Raw genomic sequence first — 4,809 nt, 5'->3', positions numbered from 1 at the left:
CAAAGCGGCTTATAAAAATGCGAATGCAGTTTTATTACATGAATGCCAAATAGTCACAGGAATGGGTTGCTATCAATCGGCAATCTGTGAAGGTTCAGCACTATTAATTACTCAATGAATAGCTACCAAATAACATCTATAGGGCATATTATCAGCCCTTATAAAGAGAAATTTGCCGTTCCTCGCCAACCTGGATTAGTCCAGGATGGCGTAGGCCAGCTAATACTACACACACCTTATAATCATCCTGATGCAGTAAGAGGCTTAGAACAATTTAGCCATCTTTGGTTATTATTTATTTTTCATCAAACAGCGCAACAAGGTTGGCATCCATTAGTGCGCCCACCAAGATTAGGGGGGAATAGCAAACTCGGGGTTTTCGCCACTCGCTCAACTTTTCGCCCTAATGCTATCGGCATGTCATTAGTCGAGCTAAAAGATATCATTATTGAAAAGCAATCGGTGATCTTGCAACTAGGCAGTCTAGATCTTATTGATGGAACCCCCATTATTGATATCAAGCCGTACCTTCCCTATGCTGAATCTATTGCTGGTGCAACAGCAGGCTTTGCCCAATATGCTCCTCATGAAGAGATGGAGATTCTTTTTTCTGAAGATGCCACACAGCAGTTACAATATTACTCTCATCAATATCCTCATCTTATGCGATTTATCACTCAAGTATTGCAACAAGATCCGCGTCCTGCTTATAAAAAAAGCGAACAAAGTGATAGAGTATATGCCGTGCATTTACTGGATTTTAATATTCGTTGGCAAGTCAATGGGCAGCAAACACTTGTTCTTAGTATAGAACCGCGCTAACTTGCACTTACTAACATTGAAACTTCTTGTCTTTAAGCAAATCAGATTGAAAAAAATGCTTTGCCTCTTTTGGCAAACCTAAGTCACTGGTAGACTAAAGACTTTCTCTATTTATATTGATGTAGACTGGCCTGACAGTCAGCCTAAGTATTTTTGTTCTAATGGAACCTAATAATGCGTACTAGCCACTATTTGCTCTCTACTTTGAAAGAGACGCCTGCTGATGCCGAAATTGTCAGCCATCAACTCATGCTTCGCGCAGGTATGATCCGTAAACTCGCATCTGGCCTTTATGATTGGATGCCGACCGGTGTTCGTGTCCTGAGAAAAATTGAGAAAATTGTTCGTGAAGAGATGGACAACGCAGGCTCACTTGAAATTTCAATGCCGGTTGTTCAGCCTGCTGATCTATGGCAAGAAAGTGGCCGTTGGGAACAATATGGCCCAGAATTGTTGCGTTTTACAGATCGCGGTGAGCGTCCTTTTGTTTTAGGTCCAACCCATGAAGAAGTGGTGACCGATATTGTTCGTAATGAAATCACCTCTTACAAACAACTACCACTCAACCTTTACCAAATTCAAACTAAATTCCGTGATGAAGTACGCCCGCGCTTTGGTGTTATGCGTTCACGTGAGTTTATCATGAAAGATGCCTATTCATTCCATATCTCTCAAGAGTCTCTACAAGAGACTTACGACAGAATGTATCAAGCCTATAGCAATATCTTTACTCGTATTGGTTTAGACTTCCGTCCAGTATTAGCTGATACAGGCTCTATTGGTGGTAGTGCCTCTCATGAATTCCAAGTATTAGCAGATAGCGGAGAAGATGATATCGTATTCTCAACAGCATCTGACTATGCTGCTAATATTGAATTAGCAGAAGCGGTTATGCCAGCAACACCTCGTTCACCAGCAACAGAAGAGTTACGTTTAGTAGATACACCAAACGCAAAAACTATTGCTGAATTAGTTGAACAATTTAATCTGCCTATTGAAAAAACAGTTAAAACACTTATTGTTCATGCAACTGAAGAAAGTGGTCATAAATTAGTGGCTTTATTAGTCCGTGGTGATCATGAGCTCAATGAAATAAAAGCAGAAAAATGTAGCATTGTCGCTTCACCTTTAGTTTTCGCGACTGAAGAAGAGATCCGCCAAGCTGTTAATGCAGGTCCAGGCTCTCTTGGTCCAATTAACTTGCCATTACCAATCATTATCGATCGCGCTGTATCTGTTATGAGCGATTTTGGTGCTGGTGCAAATATTGATGGTAAACACTACTTTGGTATTAACTGGGAGCGTGATTTACCTCTTGCTGAAATGGCGGATATCCGTAATGTTGTCGAAGGTGATCCAAGCCCAGATGGTAAAGGTACTTTACTTATCAAACGTGGTATTGAAGTCGGTCATATCTTCCAACTAGGTAAGAAATATTCTGAAGCATTAAAAGCGACGGTACAAAACGAAGAAGGCCATAACCAAGTTGTGACTATGGGTTGTTATGGTATTGGTATTACTCGTATCGTTGCAGCGGCAATCGAACAAAATCACGATGCTCGTGGTATTATCTGGCCTGATGCTATCGCACCTTTCCAAGTTGCCATTTTACCAATGAACATGCATCGTTCTTATCGTGTAAAAGAAGTAGCAGAGAAACTCTATGCTGACTTACGTGCACAGGGTATTGATGTATTATTTGATGATCGCAAAGAGCGCCCAGGTGTGATGTTTGCAGATATGGAGCTGATTGGTGTACCACACACCATCGTGATTGGTGATCGTAATCTGGATAACGAACAAGTTGAGTATAAAGCACGCCGTAGTGATGATAAATCGCTGGTCAATGTGAATGATGTTGTTGCCTTTATTAAAGAGCAACTGGTTTAATCCATTTAATATTGTTTAGCCCTTATGGGCTAAACTGACCAAACTTAACGACTGCTGTTACCACTTTTGTTAACGTAAAAAAAACCGCTTTATTTAAAGCGGTTTTTTTATAATGAATTAACTTCTGCTATTACGACGGCTATTGCAAGAGCCATGACGATCAAAGCGTGGTTTATTATCGGTAACCACTAATGCACGATCATACTGTCCATCTTCCATTGAAGGACGAATACTATAGTAACCTCTGACCTCTAGATAGACAGGTGTTCCGCCATCAACGCCTGTAGCAAAATAGCCTTTTTCTAATACTAATCCATCAGCGGCATAGACACGTCCAGATTGGCAATCTTTAAAGGTTCCAGCGTCAGCAAAATAGGTAAATTCACCCGCTAACTGCTTAGGTTGAACCTTTGCTAAGGTATAATTAAGACCCGAATTAATTACATTACCATCGATATCCAACATAACTAATTTATCTTCACGAGGTAAATAGTAACTCTTCTCGCCATAACTATTAGTCAAGGTCAGTTTATCTTTACTTAATGACCAAGTACCTGACTCAAAAAAACTTCGATTGTCATCAGAAGTGCCTTGGTAACTTTGCTCCATTACATAAGAGCCATCTTGATTGACAAGAATAGTCGTGTCGATACCAGAACAATCGGCACAAGGTAGAATACTGTTATATGTTTGATCAACAATTTTACCATCGAGTGACAGGCCAATATTATTCTGGCAGCCTGACATAATAAATAACCCTGCAGCAATGGCTGCAAATAAAAGTTTTTTCCCCATCATCAACTCCCTAAGTTCTGGGTACTTTCTAATTTCTCGTTTTCAATGCTAGTTTAGCATTTTTTTAAGCAAAAAGGGTGAATAAAACCCCCTTTAAGATAATTACACTACGTTTTAGTATAAATTCTTAAATCTTGTCGCAGAATGCACTATTTCAGAAAATTATCACAATAACTATTGTGATCACTTCGAATAACAGCATAATGATTTTATTCTGAATTATTCACTGGCGGCAATACCGCCACGAACGAGTGGTGAGGGAATATGTCAACAAATACAGAATATCAACCAATTAATTGTGATGATTATGAATATTTGGAGTTAGCTTGCCAACGAGGCTTAACACTCCATATTGAATTACATAATGGTGAGCAAATTGATGGTGTCGCAGATGATCTCTTTTTAAGTAAAAAAGTTGAATATCTGAAAGTAAAAACATCTGAGGGTGCAAAAGATTTACGACTGGATATTATTGCCAGTTTTTCTCATCCCGAACTTGGCACTATCATAATCAAATCTGAATAACTATTTACATAAACAACCGCCGTAATTGGCGGTTGTTTACGACGCTTGCCACTCAATTGTTATACTTTGTTCTGTTGTTGCATTTCCCTCTAAAGTCACAAAAGTATTAACCGCTGCAATTAATGTATCGTTATAATAAATCAATGGGATACAAGTTCTTTGCCATGGGGCAATATTAAGCTCTTGCCAAATTTTCTTGCTTGATCTGGCCAAATCTCGCCCAACAATACGTAAAGATGAAGCCGTTAAGCCAAAACGAACCGTCACTTTTTCATCTGCTAACGGTGCTCTGCAGATTGTTTTACCGCTATCACGACTCACCGCTAATATCCCTAACTGATTAGGCAAAATTAAAGGTTGTGATAATGACCATTCGATAACCCTATCCGTTAGTTCTTCCATAACTGGCACAAGATAGAGGCGTTGTTGATAACGCCTAACTTCATCTTGGAAAAAACGTAACCGTGGCTCTGCATCTGCTTTAGCTAAAGCAACTTCTTGCCATAGCCGCGACAATTGAGATCTTGATGGCATGCTTTTATTACATTTAGCAAACCAACGACGCAACAATGCATTACGTTTTATTTCGCTACAGCGGGACAATAAATTGATATCTAAACTCTGATGCTCATCAATCAATTGCTGCAATTCTACATCGAGTAACTCATCTAAGAGCGCTTCTTGTTCACCACACAGTGCGGCACTACGAGTAACTGCTTGAGAAAAATGTGGCCAGCGCTGAGTCAATAGAGGCATAACATGTAAACGTAAGAAATT

At 39.6% G+C, this 4,809-nt stretch carries 6 protein-coding genes; 4 read left to right on the top strand and 2 right to left on the bottom strand.

The features are described 5' to 3' along the window. From rcsF to proS, 3 genes are all read left to right on the top strand, one after another. On the top strand, nt 1–118 hold a 118-nt coding region (gene rcsF / locus ACYUCW_RS17705; protein ID WP_460409157.1), incomplete at its 5' end, for an Rcs stress response system protein RcsF. Next, nucleotides 115–822: a tRNA (N6-threonylcarbamoyladenosine(37)-N6)-methyltransferase TrmO gene (gene tsaA, locus ACYUCW_RS17700; RefSeq protein ID WP_017628595.1), complete on the top strand. Its 708-nt coding sequence runs from the start codon at nt 115–117 to the stop codon at nt 820–822. The genes rcsF and tsaA, both read left to right, overlap by 4 nt. Before the next feature lie 174 nt (nt 823–996). Beyond that, nucleotides 997–2,712: a proline--tRNA ligase gene (proS, locus tag ACYUCW_RS17695; RefSeq protein ID WP_004245451.1), complete on the top strand. Its 1,716-nt coding sequence runs from the start codon at nt 997–999 to the stop codon at nt 2,710–2,712. A 117-nt stretch (nt 2,713–2,829) separates the two neighbouring features. Here proS and nlpE read toward each other — a convergent pair whose 3' ends face one another. Continuing rightward, entirely contained in the window at nt 2,830–3,510 is a 681-nt protein-coding gene (gene nlpE, locus ACYUCW_RS17690) for an envelope stress response activation lipoprotein NlpE (RefSeq protein WP_004245452.1), read from the bottom strand. Nucleotides 3,511–3,771: 261 nt separating this feature from the next. Here nlpE and rof point away from each other — a divergent pair, with 261 nt between their 5' ends. Then, a complete protein-coding gene (gene rof / locus ACYUCW_RS17685; protein WP_004245453.1) occupies nt 3,772–4,032 on the top strand; it encodes a Rho-binding antiterminator in 261 nt (86 codons plus the stop codon). Nucleotides 4,033–4,068: 36 nt separating this feature from the next. Here rof and tilS read toward each other — a convergent pair. Next, on the bottom strand, nt 4,069–4,809 hold a 741-nt coding region (gene tilS / locus ACYUCW_RS17680), incomplete at its 5' end, for a tRNA lysidine(34) synthetase TilS (protein WP_460409156.1).

It is taken from the genome of Proteus sp. MB838 (assembly GCF_054767435.1).
Note: the sequence above shows the minus strand (reverse complement) of the source record. Positions and strands in the feature narration are given on the sequence as shown.

Coding starts and splice junctions, on each gene's coding strand:
- tsaA (WP_017628595.1), top strand. CDS start 115: ATGAATAGCTACCAAATAACATCTATAGGGCATATTATCAGCCCTTAT.
- proS (WP_004245451.1), top strand. CDS start 997: ATGCGTACTAGCCACTATTTGCTCTCTACTTTGAAAGAGACGCCTGCT.
- nlpE (WP_004245452.1), bottom strand. CDS start 3,510: ATGATGGGGAAAAAACTTTTATTTGCAGCCATTGCTGCAGGGTTATTT.
- rof (WP_004245453.1), top strand. CDS start 3,772: ATGTCAACAAATACAGAATATCAACCAATTAATTGTGATGATTATGAA.